This window comes from Streptomyces sp. DH41 (genome assembly GCF_029813785.1).
In the GTDB taxonomy this organism is placed as follows: Bacteria; Actinomycetota; Actinomycetes; order Streptomycetales; family Streptomycetaceae; genus Streptomyces.
This window is the reverse complement of record NZ_JARVKY010000013.1, coordinates 42,291-63,789: the sequence shown is the minus strand read 5'-3', so window position 1 is coordinate 63,789 and position 21,499 is coordinate 42,291. Positions and strand designations below refer to the sequence as shown.

21 protein-coding genes and 1 riboswitch are annotated in these 21,499 nt (G+C 72.7%); of the genes, 10 read left to right on the top strand and 11 right to left on the bottom strand.

What is annotated here, in order from left to right; genetic code table 11:
• The first annotated feature begins 14 nt into the window (after positions 1-14).
• Positions 15-644, top strand: a complete 630-nt coding sequence (locus QC283_RS21595) for a TetR/AcrR family transcriptional regulator (RefSeq protein WP_279563253.1) — start codon at positions 15-17, stop codon at positions 642-644.
• A gap of 535 nt (positions 645-1,179) precedes the next feature.
• A complete protein-coding gene (locus QC283_RS21590; RefSeq protein WP_279563252.1) occupies positions 1,180-2,679 on the top strand; it encodes a phytoene desaturase family protein in 1,500 nt (499 codons plus the stop codon).
• Between the two features lie 46 nt (positions 2,680-2,725).
• Here QC283_RS21590 and QC283_RS21585 read toward each other — a convergent pair whose 3' ends face one another.
• The 5 genes from QC283_RS21585 to QC283_RS21565 form a co-directional block, all read right to left on the bottom strand.
• A complete protein-coding gene (locus tag QC283_RS21585; protein WP_279563251.1) occupies positions 2,726-3,727 on the bottom strand; it encodes an SCO2102 family sporulation regulator in 1,002 nt (333 codons plus the stop codon).
• A gap of 56 nt (positions 3,728-3,783) precedes the next feature.
• Positions 3,784-4,707: a methylenetetrahydrofolate reductase [NAD(P)H] gene (metF, locus tag QC283_RS21580; RefSeq protein WP_279563250.1), complete on the bottom strand. Its 924-nt coding sequence runs from the start codon at positions 4,705-4,707 to the stop codon at positions 3,784-3,786.
• A gap of 99 nt (positions 4,708-4,806) precedes the next feature.
• Positions 4,807-5,469 carry a thiamine phosphate synthase gene (thiE, locus tag QC283_RS21575; RefSeq protein ID WP_279563249.1) on the bottom strand — a complete coding sequence of 221 codons (663 nt, stop codon included), beginning with the start codon at positions 5,467-5,469 and terminating at the stop codon, positions 4,807-4,809.
• Between the two features lie 228 nt (positions 5,470-5,697).
• The gene (locus QC283_RS21570) at positions 5,698-6,063 is read right to left on the bottom strand and encodes an Rv2175c family DNA-binding protein (RefSeq protein WP_279563248.1); all 366 of its coding nucleotides are present in this window, start codon (positions 6,061-6,063) and stop codon (positions 5,698-5,700) included.
• A 76-nt stretch (positions 6,064-6,139) separates the two neighbouring features.
• On the bottom strand, positions 6,140-7,414 hold the full coding sequence (locus QC283_RS21565; RefSeq protein ID WP_279563247.1) for an NAD(P)/FAD-dependent oxidoreductase: 1,275 nt from the start codon (positions 7,412-7,414) through the stop codon (positions 6,140-6,142).
• Between the two features lie 153 nt (positions 7,415-7,567).
• Positions 7,568-7,679, top strand: a riboswitch (TPP riboswitch).
• Here QC283_RS21565 and thiO point away from each other — a divergent pair.
• From thiO to QC283_RS21540, 5 genes are all read left to right on the top strand, one after another.
• Positions 7,677-8,900 carry a glycine oxidase ThiO gene (thiO, locus tag QC283_RS21560; RefSeq protein WP_279563246.1) on the top strand — a complete coding sequence of 408 codons (1,224 nt, stop codon included), beginning with the start codon at positions 7,677-7,679 and terminating at the stop codon, positions 8,898-8,900. Its footprint overlaps the riboswitch before it by 3 nt.
• Positions 8,897-9,097: a sulfur carrier protein ThiS gene (thiS, locus tag QC283_RS21555; RefSeq protein WP_279563245.1), complete on the top strand. Its 201-nt coding sequence runs from the start codon at positions 8,897-8,899 to the stop codon at positions 9,095-9,097. Before thiO ends, thiS begins: the two co-directional genes overlap by 4 nt.
• Positions 9,098-9,099: 2 nt before the next feature.
• Positions 9,100-9,897, top strand: coding sequence for a thiazole synthase (locus QC283_RS21550; protein WP_279563244.1), 798 nt, complete (start codon positions 9,100-9,102; stop codon positions 9,895-9,897).
• A 197-nt stretch (positions 9,898-10,094) separates the two neighbouring features.
• The gene (gene pknB / locus QC283_RS21545) at positions 10,095-12,044 is read left to right on the top strand and encodes a Stk1 family PASTA domain-containing Ser/Thr kinase (protein ID WP_279563243.1); all 1,950 of its coding nucleotides are present in this window, start codon (positions 10,095-10,097) and stop codon (positions 12,042-12,044) included.
• 47 nt (positions 12,045-12,091) lie between these two features.
• Positions 12,092-12,982, top strand: coding sequence for a deoxyribonuclease IV (locus QC283_RS21540; protein WP_279563242.1), 891 nt, complete (start codon positions 12,092-12,094; stop codon positions 12,980-12,982).
• Between the two features lie 49 nt (positions 12,983-13,031).
• On the opposite strand, the gene QC283_RS21535 is transcribed toward QC283_RS21540, so the two are convergent.
• Positions 13,032-13,679 (bottom strand): sulfite oxidase-like oxidoreductase, encoded by a 648-nt coding sequence (locus tag QC283_RS21535; protein ID WP_279563241.1) that lies wholly within the window; start codon positions 13,677-13,679, stop codon positions 13,032-13,034.
• A gap of 182 nt (positions 13,680-13,861) precedes the next feature.
• On the opposite strand from QC283_RS21535, the gene bfr reads away from it, so the two are divergent.
• Entirely contained in the window at positions 13,862-14,365 is a 504-nt protein-coding gene (bfr, locus tag QC283_RS21530; RefSeq protein WP_217165737.1) for a bacterioferritin, read from the top strand.
• Positions 14,366-14,405: 40 nt separating this feature from the next.
• Here the strand turns inward: bfr and QC283_RS21525 are convergent, their stop codons facing one another.
• Positions 14,406-14,639 carry a (2Fe-2S)-binding protein gene (locus tag QC283_RS21525; RefSeq protein WP_279563240.1) on the bottom strand — a complete coding sequence of 78 codons (234 nt, stop codon included), beginning with the start codon at positions 14,637-14,639 and terminating at the stop codon, positions 14,406-14,408.
• A gap of 183 nt (positions 14,640-14,822) precedes the next feature.
• Entirely contained in the window at positions 14,823-16,175 is a 1,353-nt protein-coding gene (locus tag QC283_RS21520; protein WP_279563239.1) for a class II 3-deoxy-7-phosphoheptulonate synthase, read from the bottom strand.
• A 50-nt stretch (positions 16,176-16,225) separates the two neighbouring features.
• On the opposite strand from QC283_RS21520, the gene QC283_RS39640 reads away from it, so the two are divergent.
• Entirely contained in the window at positions 16,226-16,336 is a 111-nt protein-coding gene (locus QC283_RS39640) for a trp operon leader peptide (RefSeq protein ID WP_398011060.1), read from the top strand.
• Positions 16,337-16,469: 133 nt separating this feature from the next.
• Entirely contained in the window at positions 16,470-18,353 is a 1,884-nt protein-coding gene (locus tag QC283_RS21515) for an anthranilate synthase family protein (RefSeq protein ID WP_279563383.1), read from the top strand.
• On the opposite strand, the gene QC283_RS21510 is transcribed toward QC283_RS21515, so the two are convergent.
• From QC283_RS21510 to macS, 3 genes are all read right to left on the bottom strand, one after another.
• On the bottom strand, positions 18,305-19,300 hold the full coding sequence (locus QC283_RS21510) for a 2-hydroxyacid dehydrogenase (protein ID WP_279563238.1): 996 nt from the start codon (positions 19,298-19,300) through the stop codon (positions 18,305-18,307). The two genes, QC283_RS21515 and QC283_RS21510, sit on opposite strands and share 49 nt — an antisense overlap.
• Positions 19,301-19,535: 235 nt before the next feature.
• Complete coding sequence (locus tag QC283_RS21505) at positions 19,536-20,213, bottom strand: response regulator transcription factor (RefSeq protein ID WP_279563237.1); 678 nt, start codon at positions 20,211-20,213, stop codon at positions 19,536-19,538.
• On the bottom strand, positions 20,213-21,466 hold the full coding sequence (gene macS, locus QC283_RS21500) for a MacS family sensor histidine kinase (protein ID WP_279563236.1): 1,254 nt from the start codon (positions 21,464-21,466) through the stop codon (positions 20,213-20,215). The genes QC283_RS21505 and macS overlap by 1 nt, the downstream gene beginning before the upstream one ends.
• Between the last annotated feature and the right edge of the window lie 33 nt (positions 21,467-21,499).

The following is a 21,499-nucleotide window of genomic DNA, read 5'->3' as shown; positions in this document are numbered from 1 at the left end:
TGACAATCGGGACCATGGAAAGCAGCAGCGCCGCCACGCACGGCGGCAGCCGTCGCGAGGCCACCCGGCAGAAGCTCTACGAGGCGGCCGTCACCCTCATCGCCGAGCAGGGCTTCTCCGCCACCACCGTGGACGAGATCGCCGAACGCGCCGGGGTCGCGAAGGGCACGGTCTACTACAACTTCGCCAGCAAGTCCGTCCTCTTCGAGGAGTTGCTGCGCCATGGTGTCGGGCTCCTCACCGCGTCGCTGCGGGAGGCGGCACAGCGGACGGCGCGGGAGGGCCGCGGCCGGGTCGACGCCCTGGACGCGATGGTCCGCGCGGGGCTCGTCTTCATCGACCGCTACCCGGCCTTCACCCAGCTCTACGTGGCCGAGCTGTGGCGGACCAACCGGGCCTGGCAGTCCACGCTGCTGGTGGTCCGGCAGGAGGCCGTCGCGGTGGTGGAGGGCGTGCTGCGCGAGGGCGTGGCGAGCGGTGAGTTCAGCGAGGAGATCGACGTACCGCTGACCGCTGCGGCGCTGGTCGGCATGGTCCTGGTGGCGGCGCTGGACTGGAAGGCGTTCCAGGCGGAACGCTCCCTCGACGACGTGCACGCGGCCCTGTCGCGGCTGCTGCAGGGGCGCGTGAGCGGACGCCCCTGAGCCGGGGACCGCGCCCGGATGACCGGCCGCGTGCGAAGAGCGCCGGCCCGTGGTGGCCGCGTCCCCCGCGGGCCACCGTCGGACCGGCGCCTTCTCCTGCTCCCCCGTACGTCCCCCCGTCGGAACTCCCGTCCTCGGTCGTTCCCCCGGGATCCCCCGTGCCTCGCTCCCGCCGACCGCGGTCGGCGGAAGGAGCGGATCGCGGGCCCGGCTCCGTTCCGGCGCCCCGTGTCGCCGGTTCCGGAGCCGTGCCCCTCTCCGTGCCTCCACTCTCTCGTTCTCGCAGGTGGTGGCCCATCCGCGCGGGTACTCATCTACCGGGCTAGGTACGGGTACTCAGTCGTGCGTACCCCGGCCCACAGCGGTGTGTCCCCGGCCGGTCACGCGCGCCCGTCGCGGTACCCGGAACTGGTCGGTCGCCGGCCGTTCCCGCAGGTGTCCGGCCGTTCCCGCAGGTGTCCGGCCGTTCCCGCAGGTGTGCGGCCCGGTGGCCCCTGGGGCCGGATTGTCGGTGGCGGCGGATAAAGTCCCTGGCATGGCACGGATTGCGGTGATCGGCGCCGGGATGGGCGCGATGGCGGCCGCCGCCCGGCTGGCCGTCGCGGGCCACCGGGTGGCGGTGTACGAGCGGGCTCGGACGTACGGCGGCGCCCTGGGCCGCTTCGAGCGGGACGGCTTCTCCTTCGACACCGGCCCCGGTCTGCTGCCCCTGCCCGCGGTGTGGCGCGATCTGTTCGTCAAGACCGGCAAGGAGCCGCTGGAGGCGTGTGTCGAGCTGGTCCAGGTCGACCCGTCGGCACGGCACGTGTTCGCGGACGGCACGGAGGTCTCCCTGCCGAACGCCTCCCGGGCGGGCGTCGTCGCCTCCCTGGACGAGGCGCTCGGCCGGGCCGCCGGACAGCGCTGGGGCGACTTCCTGGTGCGGGCCCGGGAGACCTGGGACCGGACGCGCCGCCCGCTCCTGGAGGAGCCGCTGTGGCCGAACTGGGAGGTGCTGGCCGAGCGCGAGCCCTATCCCGCGGTCCCGCACAAGCGGCTGCTGCGCACCCGCCGGGCCGACACGCTCGCCGAGGTCGGCGCCTGGGAGCTGCGGGACGCCCGGCTCGCCGCCCTCCTGGAGAGCCACGCGCTCGCGTACGGCCTGGACCCCCGCACCGCCCCGGCGAACGCCGCCGTGCTGCCGTACATGGAGTACGCCTTCGGTGTGTGGTATGTGCGCGGCGGCGGTCTGCGGGAGCTGGCGCGGGCGGTGTACGAGCGGTGTCTGGCCCGCCGGGTCGAGTTCCGCTTCGGCACCGAGGTCACGGCAGTCGTCGAGAAGGACGGCCGGGTGGCGGGGGTGGAGCTGGCCGAGGGCGGCGTCGCCGAGGCGGAGTTCGTGGTGGCCGGTGTGGCGCCCGGTGTGCTGGACCGCCTGTGCGGGGGGTCGGCGGTGCGGGGCGACGGCGAGGTGCCCGCGCAGCGCGGTGGGGCGAGCCGGCTGACGGTGCTGCTGGCGCTGCGCGGCGGCCGTCCCCCGGGCACGGCGCACCGGACGGTGGTGCACGCGCCGGACCGTGCGGCCGAGTTGGACGCGCTGTTCGGCCCGGCACCCGGCGTGCCCGCGCGTCCGACCGTCACGGTCCTGCGCCCCGATGACGCGGCGCTGGTCCCGGACGCGGACCACGAGGCGGTCACCCTGACCTCGGTGGTGCCCGCCGGCGGCGGGGCCGATGCCGGAGACCTCGCCGGGCGCCTCGTCGAGGTCGCCGAGCGTGCGATTCCGGATCTGCGTGAGCGTCTGCTGTGGCAGGAGGTGCGCACCCCGGCCGATGTCGCGGAGGCGACCGGTGCGGAGGGCGGCGCGGTGCCCGTTCCGGCGCTGGCGGGGGGCGGCGGACGCCTGCTGCACGCGGCGAACGGCACGCGCGTCGGCGGGCTGTTCACGGCCGGCGGCTGGTCCCACCCCGGTGGAGGCCTGCCGCACGCGGGCATGTCGGGCGCGCTGGTCGCCGGACTCGTCGTGGAGGGACCGGAGTTCCGGGGCTCCCAGTGAGCGGGCGGGCGCCCCTCACCGGGCGGCTGAGGCCACGCGGGCCGCGTCAGAAACGGTACTGCTCGTCGTAGCCCTGGCCCTGGTTCTGGCCCTGCGGCCGGCCGTCGCCCTGGTACGGGTACGTCTGCTCCTGCGGGAGTTCGCCGCCGTAGGGGTCGTCGGTGCTGCGCTGCTGCGGCACCCAGACCCCGCCGGCCGGGGTCTCGCCGCCGTAGCCGCCGGGCGTGCCGGTGGCGTACTGGTCCTGCCCGTAGCCCTGCTGGCCGTACTGCTGCCCGCCGGTCGTGTCGTAGGAGCCGGTGTCGTACGACGCACCGCTGTAGTTGTGGGTGCCGATGTACGGGTCGGAGTAGGCGGCGTACTGCTGCTGGCCGCCGGTGTCGTAGCCGTACCCCTGCTGCTGCCCGTAGCCCGGGTAGTCGTAGGCGTAGGACGGGTCGGCGCCCTGCGCGGCCCCGGCCGGTGCCTGCTGGTCGTGGCCGAAGCCGGCGTCGGCGTAGACACCGTACGAGCCGGTGTCGTCCGGCATGGGCTGCGGCTCGTAGACGGCGGTGGTCTCCGCGGCCGTGGGGTCGGCCGCGCGGGCCGGGGTGAAGACGTCGTCGCGGTCGTCGTGGCCGTAGTCGTCGTGGCCGTACGGGAGGCCGCCCTGCCCCGCGGCATGGCTCTGTGCGCCGTCACCGTAGGCGTCGTGGTCGTGCCGGGCGCCCTCGGCCGCTTCGAGACCGGAGACCTCCAACGTCGGTTCCCGGCGGCCGCGTTCGGGACGGCCGCGTTTGCCGACGAGGCTCGACGGGGCGTTGACCGCCCAGCCGGCCTCGAAGCCTCGGCGGAACGACAGCGTGACGTAGGTCTGACCGACCGCGAAGGCGGCCGCGCCCAGCCCGATGACGACGACGGACGGGATCAGGACACCGATCACGACACCGAGGAAGCCGCCGAAGGCGAGCAGCCGGTAGCGCAGCCGCGCCTTGTACTGCAGCAGCACCTCACCGAGCAGCCACAGTGCGACGCCGCCGAACGCGATGTAGAGGACCGTCCAGCCCATGTACGCCCCTCTCCCAGTGGCCGTTACGCAGTGTGTCGTAAATACGTGCGACCGGTCTAGGCCCGCGGTGGGTGGTGCAGGCCCAGGTTCTCGTAGATTTCCAGGGTCGCCGTGGAGTTGTTGAGCGTGATGAAGTGCAGTCCGGGCACACCCTCGGCCAGTAGCCGCGCGCAGAACTCCGTGGCGAACTCGATGCCAATGGAGCGTACAGCGGTCGGATCGTCCTTTGCTCCGAGGATCCGCTCTTTCAGCTCGGCCGGGAACGAGGCGTTGCTGAGCTTTGGCAACCTCTCCAGCATCTTCACACTGGTCACCGGCATGACCTCGGGAATCACCGGGGTCTCGCAGCCGGCCGCGGCGACCCGGTCGCGCAGGCGCAGGTAGGACTCGGGCTGGAAGAACATCTGCGTGATCGCGTAGTCGGCGCCGGCCCGGCACTTGTCGACGAAGTGCGTCACGTCCGTGTCCCAGTCGGCGGAGCGCGGGTGCATCTCCGGGAAGGCCGCGACGCCGACGCAGAAGTCGCCCGACTCCTTGATGAGCCGGACCAGTTCGGCGGCGTAGGTCAGCCCCTGCGGGTGCGGGACCCAGTCGGCCGTGGGGTCGCCGGGCGGGTCGCCGCGCACCGCCAGCATATTGCGGATCCCGGCGTCCGCGTACTGACCGATGATGTTGCGCAGCTCGGCGACGGAGTGGTCGACGGCGGTGAGGTGGGCCACGGGGGTCAGCGTCGTGTCGGCGACGATCTGCTCGGTCTCCTTGACCGTCCCCGCGCGTGTGGAACCGCCGGCGCCGTAGGTCACGGAGACGAAGTCGGGCGCGACCGCCTCGACCCGCCGCAGCGCGCTCCACAGGTTCTTCTCGCCCTTGGCCGTCTTCGGCGCGGAGAACTCGAACGAGTACGTCGTCTTGCCGGACGCGAGCATGTCGCGCACGGTGCGTGCGCGATCAGTCCTGGTGGTTGCGGTTCCGAGGGCCATACGGGCAGGTTAGCCAGGGGGCGGCGGTCACCCAACCGGATGCGGGATATTTGTCCGCATTGTCGAGTTGTTGTCCACTCCTTGGACACAGTCCTCGATCTACGCCTGCCGCAGTCGCTTCGCGAACTCGGCGGCCGCCGCGCCCGGGTCGTCGGCCGCGGTGATCGCCCGGACGACGACGACGCGCCGGGCACCGGCCTCCAGTACCTCGTCGAGGTTGCCGAGGTCGATGCCGCCGATGGCGAACCAGGGGCGGTCGGTGCCCAGGGACGCCGTGTGACGGACCAGGCCGAGGCCGGGCGCGTGGCGGCCGGGCTTGGTGGGAGTGGGCCAGCACGGGCCGGTGCAGAAGTAGTCCACGCCGTCCTGGACGGCGGCGGAGGCGGCCTCGGACTCGGCGTGCGTGGAGCGGCCCACGAGGACGTCGTCGCCGAGGATCGCCCGGGCGGCGGGCACCGGCAGGTCGCCCTGTCCGAGGTGCAGCACGTCGGCGCGGGCGGCGTGGGCGACGTCCGCCCGGTCGTTCACCGCGAGGAGCCTGCCGTGGCGGGCGCAGGCCTCGGCGAAGACCTCGAGGTGCTCCAGCTCCTCCCCCGCCTCCATGCCCTTGTCGCGCAGCTGCACGATGTCGACGCCGCCGGCCAGCACCGCGTCCAGGAACTCGGGCAGGTCGCCCTGGTCACGGCGGGCGTCCGTGCACAGGTAGAGCCGGGCGTCGGCGAGCCGGGATCGGGCGGTGGCGGTGGCGTCGGTGCCGGGCATGCTGGTGTCCCCCAGGGTTCGGTGGCGCGGGGCCCGCGCGGGGCCGCACGGCCTTGGCTTGCGTGCCGCGGTGGCGCCGCGGGCGCCGCCACGGCCCGGATGTCCCCCGCTCGGCGGCAGTGGATCGCGGTCGTGGCGTGTGGCATGGCGTGTGGCATGTGGCGTGCGGGCGGCGGACCGGCCGCTGGGGCCGTGGGCCGCGGCCCGCACGCACGGTGGTGTGTCAGGTCAGACGGCGAGCGCCTGGGCGCGGCGCTTCACCTCCGTGCCGCGATTCTCGCTCAGCGCCTGCGCGGGGGTGCCGGGCAGGGTCTCGTCGGGCGTGAAGAGCCACTCCAGCATCTCCTCGGCCGTCCAGCCGTCGTCCCGCAGCAGCGTCAGGGTCCCGACCAGGCCTTTGACGACCTTGTCCTCGTCGATGAAGGCCGCGGGGATGTGCAGCGCGCGGTTCTCACCGCGGCGTACGGCGATGAGCTGGCCTTCCTTGATCAGCTGGCGTACGCGGGTCACCTCGACACCGAGCATCTCGGCGATGTCGGGAACGGTGAGCCAGGCAGGCACGAGAGCATCGGTCTTTGCGTCAATCTCGGTCACGACCCAAGCCTGCCATCTGGCACTGACAGTCGGAAGCCGGACCCGTCCGGCCCGGGCCGGGCACCCGCCGGAGGGACTACGCGGTCGCCGCCTTCAGCGGCCTCGCCGGGTCGGCCAGCAGCCGCGGGTCCATCGTCGCACCCGCCTGGATCAGGCGTTTGCCCTGGGCCAGGTCCCGGGGGCGGCCCACCGCCAGCAGGGCGGCCAGGCGGCCCTCGCGCAGCCAGCAGACCGTCCAGGCCGGCCCCGAGGGGTCACCGCGCCACAGGGTGGTGTCGGCGGCCGTGTGATGACCGGCGTACTGGACGAAGCGGCCGAACTGCTCGGACCAGAAGTACGGCACCGGGTCGTAGGCCGCCACAGCCTCGCCGCCGACGGCTCCGACGATGTCGGCGGCGACCGTGCGCGGCCCCTGGAGGGCGTTGTCCCAGTGGTGCACCAGCAGCCGCTCGCCGTAGCGGCCGGAGGGGAAGGATGCGCAGTCGCCGACCGCGTGGACGTCCGGCGCCGAGGTGCGCAGGCGGTCGTCGGCCAGGACCTCCCCCTGCGCGCCGAGAGCGATCCCCGAGCCGGCGAGCCAGGCGGTGGCGGGCCGGGCGCCGATGCCGACGACGACCGCGCCGGCGGGCAGCCGTGAGCCGTCGTCCAGGACGACGACGTGCCCGGGCTCCGCGGGGCCACCCGGCTCGACGCGCTCCACGCGCGTGTGCGTGCGCAGTACGGCACCCGCGTCGGCGTACCAGGCGGTCATCGGCGCGGCGACCTCGTCGGGCAGCGCGCCGGCGAGGGGCCGGTCGGCGGCCTCCACGACGGTCACGGCGCAGCCCGCCTCGCGCGCGGCGGTGGCGAACTCGGCGCCGATCCAGCCCGCGCCGACGACCACGACGTCGTGCTGCCGGGCGAGCACCGGGCGCAGCCGTTCGGCGTCGTCCAGGGTGCGCAGCAGATGTACGCCCGGCACGCCCTCGGTGCCGGGCAGGCGGAGCGGTTCGGCGCCGGTGGCGAGGACGAGTACGTCGTACGGCACGGGCCCCGCGGAGGTGTCGAGGACGTGCTCCGCGGGTCGGACGCCCAGGGCCTCGCAGCCGAGCCGCAGGGTGATGCCGAGCGCCTCGAAGTCGACGTCGAAGGCGGAGCCCTCGGCCGTGCCGAGCAGGACGGCCTTGGACAGCGGAGGGCGGTCGTACGGCTGGTGCGGCTCCGCGCCGATCAGGGTCACGGGGCCGGTGAAGCCCTGCTCCCGCAGGGCGACGGCGGTCTGCACGCCCGCCATGCCCGCGCCGACGACGACCACGCGGCGTTCCGCGTCCGCTTCCCGTTCCCGGGCCCGCTCCTGCGTCTGCTCGCTCACGTGATCACCTTAGACACCGGCCTGTCGTCAGTCAGGGGTCGTGCGCGGTGACCTGCTCCACACCGCCCGGCCGTACGGGCTGTACGGGCCGTACGCGGGCGCGGGGCGACTCCCCTTACGGGTGCGACGTTCCGCGGGCTAGGCTGGCCGGCGCAAGGCACTCGCGGGAGCCCGGACGCACCGGGCTGAGAGGGAGGCTGGCGGCCTCCGACCGTACGAACCTGATCCGGGTCATGCCGGCGAAGGGAGGGGCTGGACGCCCATGTCGTCACCGTCGCACACGACGCCGCACACGACGTCGCGCACGCCGTCACACACACCCGACGTCCTCGTCGTCGGGGGCGGGATCATCGGCCTGGTCACGGCCTGGCGGGCCGCGCAGCGCGGGCTCGTCACGGCACTCGTGGACCCCGAACCGGGTGGCGGGGCCGCCCAGGTGGCCGCCGGGATGCTGGCCGCCGTCACGGAACTGCACTACGGCGAGCAGACGCTGCTCGCGCTGAATCTCGCCTCGGCCCGCCGCTACCCGGAGTTCGCGGCCGAGCTGGCCGACCTCACCGGCCACGACCTCGGTTACCGCCGGTGCGGCACCCTCGCCGTCGCGCTGGACACCGACGACCGCGCCCACCTGCGGGAACTGCACGCGTTCCAGCAGCGCTCGGGCCTGGAGTCCGAGTGGCTGTCGGGGCGCGAGTGCCGGCGTCTGGAGCCGATGCTCGCGCCGGGCGTGCGGGGTGGGCTCCGGGTGGACGGCGACCACCAGATCGACCCCCGGCGCCTGGCGGGCGCGCTGGTGGCCGCCTGCGAACGCGCGGGTGTCGTCTTCCACCGGGTGTGGGCCGACCGGCTCACCGTCGGGCGCGGCGGCGAGCGGGCCACGGGCGTCGTCACGGCCGACGGCACCGCGCTGGAGGCCGGGCAGGTGGTGCTGGCCGGGGGCAGCCTGAGCGGGCGGCTCACGGGCGTCCCGGACGACGTACTGCCGCCGGTACGGCCCGTGAAGGGGCAGGTGCTGCGGCTGGCGATGGAGCGGACGCACGGTCCGCTGCTGAACCGGACGGTGCGTGCCGTGGTGCGCGGCAACCCCCTCTACCTGGTGCCCCGGGAGAGCGGCGAGCTGGTCGTCGGCGCCACCAGCGAGGAACTGGGCTGGGACACGACGGTCACCGCGGGCGGCGTCTACGAGCTGCTGCGCGACGCCCACGAGCTGGTGCCCGGGATCACCGAGCTGCCCCTGAAGGAGACGCTGGCGGGTCTGCGACCGGGCTCCCCGGACAACGCCCCGCTGCTCGGCCCGACCGGGCTGGAAGGCCTGCTGCTGGCCACCGGACACTTCCGCAACGGCGTCCTGCTCACCCCGGTCACCGGCGACGTCATGGCGGACGCCCTGACCACCGGGGAGCTTCCGGCCGAGGCGCTGCCCTTCAGCCCCCGGCGCTTCGCCGCCGCCCCCGCACTCCCGAACCTCTCGGAGCAGCCCGCATGAACATCTCCGTCAACGGCGAGCCGCGCGAGGTGGCTCCCGGCACCGCCCTGGACGCCCTGGTGGGCACGCTCACCGCGGCACCGTCCGGCGTGGCCGCCGCCCTGAACGAAACCGTCGTCCCGCGCGCGCGGTGGTCCGCCACCGCGCTGGCCGACGGCGACCGCGTCGAAGTCCTCACCGCCGTCCAAGGAGGCTGACCATGGCCGACGATCCCTTTGTCCTCGGCGGTACGACGTACGGGTCCCGCCTGATCATGGGTACCGGCGGGGCGCCCAGCCTCGACGTGCTGGAGCGGGCGCTGGTCGCCTCCGGGACGGAGCTGACGACCGTCGCGATGCGGCGCGTGAACGCCTCGGTGCACGGGTCCGTGCTGTCGGTGCTGGAGAGGCTCGGCATCCGTGTGCTGCCGAACACGGCCGGCTGCTTCACCGCCGGGGAGGCCGTCCTCACCGCCCGCCTCGCGCGCGAGGCCCTCGGTACCGACCTGGTCAAGCTGGAGGTCATCGCCGACGAGCGCACCCTGCTGCCGGACCCGATCGAGCTGCTGGACGCGGCGGAGACACTGGTCGACGACGGGTTCACGGTCCTGCCGTACACGAACGACGACCCGGTCCTCGCGCGCAAGCTGGAGGACGTCGGGTGCGCCGCGATCATGCCGCTCGGCTCACCGATCGGGTCGGGGCTCGGCATCCGCAACCCGCACAACTTCGAGCTGATCGTGGAGCACGCGCGCGTGCCGGTGATCCTGGACGCGGGGGCCGGTACGGCGTCGGACGTGACGCTGGCGATGGAGTTGGGGTGTGCGGGTGTGATGCTCGCCTCCGCGGTGACGCGGGCGCAGGAGCCGGTGCTGATGGCGGAGGGGATGCGGTGCGCGGTGGAGGCGGGGCGCTTCGCGCGGCGGGCGGGGCGGATTCCGCGACGGCACTTCGCCGAGGCGTCGTCCCCCGCGGAGGGCCTGGCGGTTCTTGATCCGGAGCGGCCCGCTTTTCGGTGAGCCCGGGCTGTCCTGCCGCCTTCTTCTCCCACCCACGCACCACCGTTTCCAGTCGGGCAGGAGGTGGACCTCGCCCGTGGGGGCTCATCGCCGTCGGCGGCCGACCGTGCGTAAGAAGCGTCACAGGTCCGCTGCAGTACCGCCCCCGATCGTCGGCGGCGACGCCGGGTGTCCGTGGTGACTCGTAGACTCGCTGCGTGGACACGACCCTTCAGGACCCTCTCGTCGGGCAGGTGCTCGACGGCCGGTACCGCGTCGAGGCGCGGATCGCGGTCGGCGGGATGGCCACGGTCTACCGGGCCGTGGACACCCGCCTGGACCGCGTGCTCGCGCTGAAGGTGATGCACCCGACGCTCGCGACCGACGCCACCTTCGTGGAGCGGTTCATCCGCGAGGCGAAGTCGGTGGCCCGGCTCGACCACCCCAACGTCGTGCAGGTCTTCGACCAGGGGGCCGAGGGGGCGTACGTCTACCTGGCCATGGAGTACATCGCCGGCTGCACCCTGCGCGACGTGCTGCGCGAGCGCGGGGCGCTGAGGCCGCGGGCGGCGCTGGACATCCTGGAGCCGGTGCTGGCCGCGCTCGGCGCCGCGCACCGGGCCGGGTTCGTGCACCGGGACATGAAGCCGGAGAACGTCCTGATAGGGGACGACGGCCGGGTCAAGGTCGCCGACTTCGGCCTGGTCCGGGCCGTGGACACGGTCACGAACACCACCGGGTCCGTCCTCGGCACCGTCTCCTACCTGGCACCCGAGCAGATCGAGCACGGCACCGCCGATCCGAGGGTCGACGTGTACGCGTGCGGTGTCGTGCTGTACGAGATGCTGACCGGCGGCAAGCCGCACGACGGGGACTCCCCCGCCCAGGTGCTCTACAAGCACCTGCACGAGGACGTGCCGCCGCCGTCGGCCGCCGTGCCGGGGATGGCGTACGAGCTGGACGAGCTGGTCGCCTCGGCGACCGCGCGCAACCCGGAGATCCGTCCGCACGACGCCGTGGCACTGTTCGCGCGGGCCCGTGAGACGCGCGGGGCGCTGAGCGTCGACCAGCTGGACGCGGTGCCGCCGCAGGCGCTCGCCGCGGAGCACGACAACGCCGAGGACCGCACGAGCGTGATCCCGCGCGCGCTCACCATGCCCCGGCCGCTGCCCGTGAACGAGGACGAGGGCACGGGCGCCGGGTTCCCCGCCGACGGGGTCAACCGCACCAGCCGTCTGGCGGCTCCCCCGCAGGCCCCGCCCCGGCGGCGGCGCCTGCCGGAGCTGCGTCGCGGCCCGCTGGCGATCGTCGTCGCCGTCCTGCTGGTGCTCGGCGTCGGTACGGGCGTCTGGTACATCAACTCCGGCCAGTTCACCAAGGTGCCGCCGGTGCTCTCCAAGACCGAGGCGCAGGCCCGGGACCGGCTGGACGACGCCGGCCTGGACGTCGGCAAGGTCCGGCACGCCTACAGCGACACCGTGGAGCGCGGCAAGGTCATCAGCACCGACCCCGGCGTGGGCACCCGCATCCGCAAGAACGACTCCGTGTCGTTCACGGTCTCCGACGGCCCCGACACCGTGAAGCTGCCGGACATCCAGGGCTACAAGCTGGACCGGGCGCGGAAGCTGCTGAAGGACGAGGGGCTGGAGCCGGGCATGGTGACCCGGGCGTTCAGCGAGGACGTGCCCCAGGGCTTCGTGGTCTCCACCAAGCCGGCGACGGGCACCACGGTGCGCGCGGGCTCGGCGGTCGCGCTGGTCGTCAGCAAGGGCAGCCCGGTGGACGTCCCGGACGTCACCGGCGACGACCTGGCCGACGCCAGGGCCGACCTGACGGAGGCCGGCCTGAAGGTGGAGGTCGCCACCGAGCAGGTGAACTCGGAGCACGACAAGGGCCGGGTCGCCCGGCAGACGCCGGATCCGGGCAGCCGGGCGGCCAAGGGCGACACGGTGACGCTCACGGTGTCCAAGGGCCCCGAGATGATCGAGGTCCCGGACGTCGTCGGTGACAGCGTGGACGACGCCAAGCGGGAGCTGAGGGACGCGGGCTTCCAGGTGGACGAGGACCGCGGTCTGCTCGGGCTGTTCGGCGACACCGTGAAGGACCAGTCGGTGGACGGCGGGGACACGGCGCCCAAGGGCTCCACCATCAGGATCACCATCAGGTGACGGCTCTCACGGTCCGGACGCGTACCCCCGCATGACACCCTGAATGGGTGAACAGTCAACAGTCCGCCCCCTCCCCCACACTCCCCCGCAACCCCGTCGGCGGTCATGTCCCCGTGGCCGGCGGTCTGCACTCCGTGGGTCTGTCCTACGCCCGTGACCTGAGGGCGGAGGCCGTGCAGGTCTTCGTCGCCAACCCGCGCGGCTGGGCCACGCCGGCCGGCAACCCGAAGCAGGACGAGGCGTTCCGGGAGGCCTGCGCGGCCGGGTCGGTCCCCGCGTACGTGCACGCGCCGTACCTGATCAACTTCGGTTCGCACACCGAGGCGACGGTGGAGCGGTCGGTCGAGTCGCTGCGGCACTCGCTGCGGCGCGCGCGGGCGATCGGGGCGCTGGGCGTGGTCGTGCACACCGGCAGCGCGACCGGCGGACGGGACCGGTCGGTGGCGCTGAAGCAGGTACGGGAGTACATGCTGCCGCTGCTCGAGGAGCTCACCCACGACGACGACCCGTACCTGCTCCTGGAGTCGACCGCCGGACAGGGTGCCTCGCTCTGCTCGCGGACCTGGGACTTCGGGCCGTACTTCGAGGCGCTGGACGCCCATCCGAAGCTCGGCGTGTGCCTGGACACCTGCCACATCTTCGCGGCGGGGCACGACCTGACCGGCCCGACGGGCATGGACCAGACGCTGGACCTGCTGGTGGACACGGTCGGCGAGGGCCGGCTGAAGCTGATCCACGCCAACGACTCCAAGGACGTGGCCGGCGCGCACAAGGACCGGCACGAGAACATCGGCGCCGGTCACATCGGTGAGGACCCGTTCCGGGCACTGATGGCCCACCCCGCGACCGAGGGGGTGCCGCTGGTCATCGAGACGCCGGGCGGCAAGGAGGGGCACGCGGCCGACGTGGAGCGGCTGAAGAAGCTGCGCGACGGCTGACACCGGAGGTCAGGCGGTACGCCATGCGTACGGCCCGGCGTACGGCGGCTCAGAGCTCGGGGCCGTCCCCGGGCTCCTCCTGGTAGGAGTAGCGCTGTTCCCGCCACGGGTCGCCGATGTTGTGGTAGCCGCGCTCCTCCCAGAAGCCGCGGCGGTCGGCGGTCATGTACTCGATGCCGCGGACCCACTTCGGGCCCTTCCAGGCGTACAGGTGCGGGACGACCAGCCGGAGCGGGAAGCCGTGCTCGGCGGTGAGCAGCTCGCCGTCCTTGTGGGTGGCGAACAGGGTGCGGTCGGCGGCGAAGTCGGACAGCCGGAGGTTGGAGCTGAAGCCGTACTCCGCCCACACCATCACATGGGTGACGGCGGGCGCGGGCGGGGCCAGGTCCAGGATCGCGGCGGTCGGCACGCCGCCCCACTCGGAGCCGAGCATGCTGAACTTCGTGACGCAGTGCAGGTCGGCGACGACCGTGGTGTACGGCAGGGCCGTGAACTCCTCGTGGCTCCAGCCGCGCTTCCCACCGTCCGCGGTGGTGCCGAAGACCCGGAACTCCCAGCGCTCGGGGCGGAACTTGGGGACCGGTCCGTAGTGCGTGACCGGCCAGCCGCGCTGCAGTCGCTGACCCGGCGGGAGCTCGAACCGAGACGCTCCTTCCGAACCGCCTTCTCCCGATTCGTTTCCCACCGGCTGACCCATGCCTCCATCCTGACAGACCCGGACCGATACCCCTGACCCACCCCACTTACATTCGGTCAAACAGGCACAAGGTGGACTAAGCCTGTACTTACTTACTAAGTAGAGACTTACTGGACGATCTTCGGAGCCGGTGCAATCATGCGGCGCAACACGCCAGTTCCCGTTCGAAGGAGCGTCAAGCGATGCAGGGCGACCCCGAGGTCATCGAGTTCCTCAATGAGCAGCTGACCGCCGAGCTCACGGCGATCAACCAGTACTTCCTGCACGCGAAGCTGCAGGACCACAAGGGCTGGACCAAGCTCGCGAAGTACACGCGCGCGGAGTCCTTCGACGAGATGCGCCACGCCGAGGTGCTGACCGACCGCATCCTGCTCCTGGACGGCCTGCCGAACTACCAGCGGCTCTTCCACGTGCGGGTCGGCCAGAGCGTGACCGAGATGTTCCAGGCCGACCGGGAGATCGAGGTCGAGGCGATCGACCGGCTGCGCCGGGGCGTCGAGGTGATGCGGGCCAAGAACGACATCACGTCGGCCAACGTCTTCGAGGCCATCCTCGCCGACGAGGAGCACCACATCGACTACCTGGACACCCAGCTGGAGCTGATCGAGAAGCTGGGCGAGTCGCTCTACCTGTCGACGGTCATCGAGCAGACCCAGCCGGATCCGTCGGGCCCCGGCTCGCTCTAGCCGGACCGCTCACGCTCCGGCCGGGGCCGTGCCGCTCGGGTCAGGCCGCTTCCGGGAGCTTCGCGAGGACCGGTTCGTTCTGGTCGGCCGACTGCCGGCGGGGACAGGCGCCACGACCGAGCAGCGCCTGGATGCGGCGTACGCAGCCGCCGCAGTCGGTGCCCGCCTTGCAGGCGGAGGCGATCTGCCGGGGAGTGCAGGCACCGGCGTCCGCGTGGCTCTTCACCTGTTCCTCGGTGACACCGAAGCAGCTGCAGACGAACACGTGGTTCACCTCCCGGGCGGGGTACAGGGTCGTGCCGTACCGACGACCGGAGACTCCGACTGTTCGGTGAGGCAAACCTAACCTTACCCATCACGCGGGGGCGGCAAAAGAGAAGGGGGCGCGGATCGTATGTGACCCGCGCCCCATTCCATGTCCCCAGCGCCCGTCCGACCTCGTCCGACGGGCGGGTCGTCACTGGTCCCGGTACATCTCCGCCACCAGGAACGCCAGGTCGAGCGACTGGCTGCGGTTCAGCCGCGGGTCGCAGGCCGTCTCGTAGCGCTGGTGCAGGTCGTCGACGAAGATCTCGTCGCCGCCGCCCACGCACTCGGTGACGTCGTCGCCGGTCAGCTCCACGTGGATGCCGCCCGGGTGGGTGCCGAGCGACTTGTGGACCTCGAAGAAGCCCTTGACCTCGTCGAGCACGTCGTCGAAGCGGCGGGTCTTGTGGCCGGAGGCCGCCTCGTAGGTGTTGCCGTGCATCGGGTCGGTGATCCAGGCGACGGTCGCGCCGGACGCGGTGACCTTCTCCACCAGCTCGGGGAGCTTGTCGCGGATCTTGTCCGCGCCCATGCGGACGATGAAGGTCAGCCGGCCGGGCTCGCGCTCGGGGTCGAGGCGCTCGATGTACTGCAGCGCCTCCTCGGCCGTGGTGGTCGGGCCGAGCTTGATGCCGATCGGGTTGCGGATCCGGGAGGCGAACTCGATGTGCGCGTGGTCCAGCTGCCGGGTGCGCTCACCGATCCACACCATGTGCCCGGAGACGTCGTACAGCTGCCCGGTGCGCGAGTCGACGCGGGTGAGCGCCGACTCGTAGTCGAGCAGCAGCGCCTCGTGCGAGGAGAAGAACTCGACCGTCTGGAACTCGGCCGGGTCCGTCCCGCAGGCCCGCATGAAGTTCAGCGCGTTGTCGATCTCCCGGGCGAGCTGCTCGTAGCGCTGGCCGGACGGCGACGACTTCACGAAGTCCTGGTTCCAGGCGTGCACCTGGCGCAGGTCGGCGTAGCCGCCGGTGGTGAAGGCGCGCACCAGGTTCAGCGTGGACGCCGACGCGTGGTACATGCGCTTGAGCCGCTCGGGGTCCGGGATCCGGGCCTCTTCGGTGAAGTCGAAGCCGTTGACGGAGTCGCCGCGGTAGGTCGGCAGCGTCAGGCCGTCGCGGGTCTCGGTCGGCTTGGAACGCGGCTTGGAGTACTGGCCGGCGATCCGGCCCACCTTCACCACGGGCACGGACGCCGCGTACGTGAGTACGGCGCCCATCTGAAGCAGCGTCTTGAGCTTGTTGCGGATGTGGTCCGCGGACACGGCGTCGAAGGCCTCGGCGCAGTCGCCTCCCTGAAGGAGGAACGCCTCTCCCTTGGCGACGGCCGCCATCCGGGCGCGCAGCTGGTCGCACTCGCCCGCGAAGACGAGCGGCGGATACGACTCGAGGTCCGCGATCACTGCGCGCAGAGCCTCGGTGTCGGGGTACTCGGGCTGCTGCGCCGCGGGCAGGTCTCGCCAGGTGTTGCCAGCGCTCGCGCTGGTCTTAGCGTTCACGGTCACGGCCCCAACATTACGGGGTCGGACCGCCGCTCCCGCCCCGTGCCCAGGGAATGAGACGCGCACAACGCCCTGCGGACGGGCCGCCGTGCGGTACGCTGCGCCGTATGTTCGCGCACTCGATCCAGAACTGGTGGTGGACCGCTCTTCCGGCGGCCCACTGACTGCGCGTACGCAAGACTTCGCGAAGGCCGCCCGAGGGGCGGCCTTCGTGTTTTCGCGACCGGGCCGTTCCTCCCACCGAGATTCTCGCCGAGAGACCGAGAGGGACACGGACCCATGACACCGATCGCCCCCATGGCACCGATCGACCGCCTTCTGGACGACTCCCGCCCGTTCGCCCTGCTCCGCCGCCGTACGCCGGGCCATGATCACGACACCGTGGAACTGCTGCTCGGTCCGGTCACGGAGCACGACAGACTCGCCGGCCTGCCCGAGGAGGGGCTGGCGCTGGTCCCCTTCCGGCAGATCCGCGAGCGCGGCTTCGACGTCCGCGACGACGGCACGCCCCTGCTGGTGCTGACCCCCGAGGAGCGGTACGACATCCCGCTCGCCGAGGCCCTCGACAGGCTCCCCGCGCACGACGTCCACGTCGAGGACGGCGGCTTCGACGTGGACGACGAGGAGTACGCGGAGATCGTCGGGCGCGTGCTGGACGAGGAGATCGGCGGCGGCGAGGGCGCCAACTTCGTGATCCGGCGGACGTACGGGGGGCTGATCCCCGGCTTCGGGCGGGCCGACGCGCTGGCGCTGTTCCGTCGGCTGCTGGCGGGCGAGCGGGGCGCGTACTGGACGTTCGTGGTGCACACGGGCGACCGCACGCTGGTCGGGGCCAGCCCCGAGGTGCATGTGCGGATGTCCGGCGGCACGGTCGTCATGAACCCGATCAGCGGGACGTACCGCTACCCCGCCGAGGGACCGACCCCCGACCACCTGCTCGGCTTCCTCGCGGACGGCAAGGAGATCGAGGAGCTGTCGATGGTGGTCGACGAGGAGCTCAAGATGATGTGCACCGTCGGCGACATGGGCGGTGTGGTCGTCGGGCCGCGGCTGAAGGAGATGGCGCACCTCGCGCACACCGAGTACGAGCTGCGCGGCCGTTCCTCGCTGGACGTGCGGGAGGTGCTGAAGGAGACCATGTTCGCGGCGACGGTCACCGGCTCGCCGGTGCAGAACGCCTGCCGGGTCATCGAACGGCACGAGGTCGGAGGGCGCGGCTACTACGCGGGCGCCCTGGCGCTGCTCGGCAGGGACTCCGGCGGCGCCCAGACCCTCGACTCCCCCATCCTCATCCGCACCGCCGACATCGACGCCGCCGGACGGCTGCGGGTGCCGGTCGGCGCCACGCTGGTGCGGGGCTCGGACCCGGCCGGCGAGGTCGCGGAGACCCACGCCAAGGCGGCCGGGGTGCTGGCGGCGCTGGGCGTACGTCCCTCCCGGCCGCGTACGGAGGCCGGGCGGCCGAAGCTGGCCGACGACCCGCGCGTGCGGGCGGCGCTGGACGGGCGCCGCTCCTCCCTGGCGCCGTTCTGGCTGCGGATGCAGGAGCCGTCCCACGCGCTGGAGGGCCACGCCCTGGTCGTCGACGCCGAGGACACCTTCACGGCGATGCTGGCGCACGTACTGCGTTCGTCGGGGCTCACCGTGAGCGTGCGGCGGTACAGCGAGCCGGGGCTGCGGGAAGCGGTGCTCGGGCACGACGGGCCGGTGGTGCTGGGGCCCGGCCCCGGTGATCCGTGCGACCCCGCCGATCCCAAGATGGCCTTCCTGCGCGCCCTGACCTCCGAGGTGCTCCGGGAGAACCGGCACGGTGTCCTCGGCGTCTGCCTCGGGCACGAGCTGATCGCGGCGGAGCTGGGGCTGGACATCGTCCGCAAGGAGGTGCCGTACCAGGGGGCGCAGACGGAGATCGACCTGTTCGGTCGGCGCGAGACCGTCGGCTTCTACAACAGCTTCACCGCCCGCTGCGACGACGGGGCGGCCGCGGAGCTGGCCGCGCACGGCGTCGAGGTGAGCCGCTCGGCCACCGGCGAGGTGCACGCCCTGCGCGGTCCGGGCTTCGCGGGGGTGCAGTTCCACCCGGAGTCCGTGCTGACGCTCGACGGCGCGGCGATCGTGCGCGAGCTGGCCGGTCAGCTGCGCGGTACGAGCACGTTCTCCGAGCGGCGGCCCTCGCGGTAGTCGAGGACGTTGCGGGCCGTGGCGTCGACGATCTGACCGACGGCGTCCTCGGTGTAGTACGCCTGGTGCGAGGTCACCAGGACGTTCGGGAAGGTGACGAGGCGGGCCAGGGTGTCGTCGACGATGACCTCCAGGGACTTGTCGAGGTAGAACAGGCCCGCCTCCGCCTCGTACACGTCCAGGCCGACGCCGCTGAAGCGCCCCGCGCGCAGTTCGCCGACGAGCGCGGTGGTGTCGATCAGGCCACCGCGGCTGGTGTTGACCAGGATGGCGTCGTCCCGCATCGACTTGAGGGCGGTCGCGTCGATCAGGTGCCGGGTCTCGGGCATCAGCGGGACGTGCAGGGTGATCAGGTCGGACCGGGCGAGCAGTTCCTCCCTCGGGACGTAGCTCATGCCGAGTTCCATGCAGGCGGGGTTCTCGGCGACGTCCCAGCCGAGGAGCCGCATGCCGAAACCGTGGGCGATCCGGGCGAAGGCCTCGCCGATCTTGCCGGTGCCGATGACGCCGGCGGTGCGGCCGTGCATGTCCCGGCCCATCAGGCCGTGCAGGCGGAAGTCGAAGTCGCGGGTGCGGGTGGCGGCGCGCACGATCCGGCGGTTGACGGCCATGGCCAGGGTCCAGGTGAACTCGGCGACCGAGTGGGGCGAGTAGTACGAGACCCGGGCCACGGTCAGACCGAGCCGCTCGGCCGCGTCGAGGTCGATGTTGTTGAAACCGGTGGAGCGCTGGGCCACCATCCGGGTGCCGCCGGCCGCGAGGATCTCCAGTACGCCGGCGCCGAGGTCGGCGTTGACGGACGTGGAGACGATCTCGTGGCCGGCCGCGATGGGGGCGGTGTCCTCGTTGAGGAAGACGTCGAGGCAGCGGACCTCGTCGTGGCCCTGGAAAGCCTGCTCGATCAGGGGCTTCTCGTCGGCCTGGGCACCGAAGACCAGGATCTCCATGACCGCTCCCGTTTCTGCCGGACTCCGGGCTGCCGCGGGGCTCCGGACCGCTGCCGGGGCTCCGGGCCGAATATACGGCGCCGCGCCGTCGGCCGCCGGTCAGCCGGAGAAGACCCCGACCTCGTCGTACAGCTTCGGGGCGACCGTCTTCGGCCGGGCCGGGCCGGGCCGTGGCGTCGGCGACGGGGACGGGGACGGGGACGGGGACGCGGACGATGTCGGTGTCGCGCGTCGCTCACTCGTCGTCGAGGCCGCGCTCTATCGCGTACCGCACGAGTTCCACGCGGTTGTGCAGCTGGAGCTTGCCCAGGGTGTTCTGGACGTGGTTCTGCACGGTGCGGTGGGAGATGACGAGGCGTTCGGCGATCTGCTTGTAACTGAGTCCCTTGGCGACCAGGCGCAGCACCTCGGTCTCGCGGTCGGTGAGCCGGGGCGCCCCGGGCTCACCGGTCTCCGCGGCGGGGGCCGGTTCGGAGGCGAGGCGGCGGTACTCGCCGAGGACCAGTCCGGCCAGCCCCGGGGTGAAGACCGGGTCGCCGAGGGCCGTGCGGCGCACCGCGTCCTGCAGCTCCTCGGTGGAGGCCGACTTCAGCAGGTATCCGGTCGCGCCGGACTTCACCGCCTCCAGCACGTCGGCGTGCTCCCCGCTCGCGGAGAGCACGAGGACACGCAGCTTCGGGTCGGCGCCGACGACCTCCTTGCAGACCTGCACGCCGGGCTTGCCGGGCAGGTTGAGGTCGAGGACGAGGACGTCGGGCGCGACGGCCCGCGCGCGGCGCACCGCCTGGTCGCCGTCGCCGGCGGTGGCGACCACGTCGAAGCCGGACTCGGCGAGGTCCCGGGCGACGGCGTCGCGCCACATCGGGTGGTCGTCGACCACCATGACCCTGATCGGTTCCTGTCGTTCGGTCATCACTCCGCTGCCTTCCCCCGTGCGGTGGTACTGCTGGTCGTCTTCTTCGGTGCCTTCAGTTCGACCTCCGTGCCCTGACCGGGCACCGAGATCAGCTCGGCCGTGCCGCCCAGCTCGCGCAGCCGGCCCCGGATCGACAGGGCCACGCCGAGGCGCCCCTCGCCCTCCGCCTCGGCGAGCCGCCCCTCCGGGATGCCGGGCCCCTCGTCGCGGACGGTGACGATCACCTCGTCCGGTTCGTCCTCGACCAGGATCCACGCGCGCGCGTGCTCACCCACGTGCTTGCGCACGTTGTCCAGGGCGGCGCCCACGGCGGCCGCGAGCTCCCGGGCCGCGAGGGGGGCCAGCGGGACCGGCGCGCCCGGCTCGGCGAGGTTCACGAGGGAGCCGGCGTACGGGGCGAGCAGGGCCCGCAGGTCGACGGGGCCCTCCGGATCGTTCCCCTCCGGATCGTTCCCCTCCGGTTCGTCCACCGCCCGTACGACCGCGCCCTCGGCGGTGTCCTCCGAGACGCGGGAGACGGGCACCAGGCCGCCGGAGACCAGGGTGCGCAGTGCCACCTCCTGCTCACCGGCCATCCGGCCCAGCTCGGCCGCCTCGCCGCCGATGACGGCGCCGCGCCGCTGCACCATCGCCAGCACCTGGAGCACGCTGTCGTGGATGTCCCGGGCGAGCCGCTCCCGCTCCCTGGTCGCCGCCTCGATCTCCAGGGCGCGGGCGAGGGTGCGTTCGGAGGCGCGAGCGACCTCGACGACGTAGCCGATGGCGATGGAGGCGACCCAGACGAGGATGACGTTGTGGACGGTGTCGCGGGCGGGGCTGCCGCGTTCGACCAGGTTGGCGACGGCGACGAGGGTGGAGGCGACGGCCGCCCAGCGCCAGCCGCCCTTGACGGCGAAGGCGAGGACGGAGCCGGCGGTCCATATCGACGGCAGCGTCGGGCCGCCGTCCATGACCCGTTCGTGGGCGTCGGCGAACGGCGTGAGCAGGATGCCGGTCAGCGCGATGGTGAGGTCGGCGGTGAGGAACCGCTTGGTGCAGCTCGCCGCGCTCGAGACCTTGGGGAGGGTGGCCAGGGTCCAGACGAAGAGGACGGCGTAGTAGGCGACGGCGAGCCAGGGGCGGGCGAAGCCGGAGTAGGCGGTGGTGAAGAAGCCGATCGCGTACAACATGGTGAGCACGCGGTAGCCGGCGAGCGCGCGCCACAGCGGCTGCTCGACCGACATCCTCATGACTCTCTCGCGCCTGGCCATGTCTCCCCCGTCCCCCGGCTGCCAGTACGTTCC